The organism is Larkinella soli, assembly GCF_003703975.1.
In the GTDB taxonomy this organism is placed as follows: Bacteria; Bacteroidota; Bacteroidia; order Cytophagales; family Spirosomataceae; genus Larkinella; species Larkinella soli.
Genome location: NZ_QTJY01000079.1, coordinates 1 through 341, shown reverse-complemented (window position 1 = coordinate 341; position 341 = coordinate 1). Strand labels below are relative to the sequence as shown.

The window sequence follows — 341 nt, the reverse complement described above, 5'->3', positions numbered from 1 at the left end:
TGGACGACCAATCCCCAACTGCTGCGCGTCTACCTGCTGCTGAAGGACCTGACCAAACCCCAGCTCGACCTCTACCTGAGCCTGCGGCTTGAGGGCCCCGGCGTGCTGATTCGCTCGAGACCCGACTTCCGCCCCGCTCAACCCCTGACGCTTTCCCCCGGTATCCCCCTAATGCTGGCCGGCCCCGACCTGGCCGACTACCTGTCGGCCAATGCCCTCGAAGGGCAGGGCCTTCCGGCCGACTTTCTCACGCGGGGCGGCCGCCTGCCCGAGGGTCTCTACACGCTGACGGTCGAAGCCTTCGAGTGGGACCGCGACCGCCAGCCCGTCTCCAATGCCGG

The 341-nt window shown here is 68.0% G+C and carries 1 protein-coding gene; it reads left to right on the top strand.

The window, feature by feature from the left end; genetic code table 11:
• Positions 1-341, top strand: a 341-nt coding sequence (locus DX909_RS29755) for a hypothetical protein (RefSeq protein WP_164851469.1), incomplete at both ends; no start/stop codon positions are given.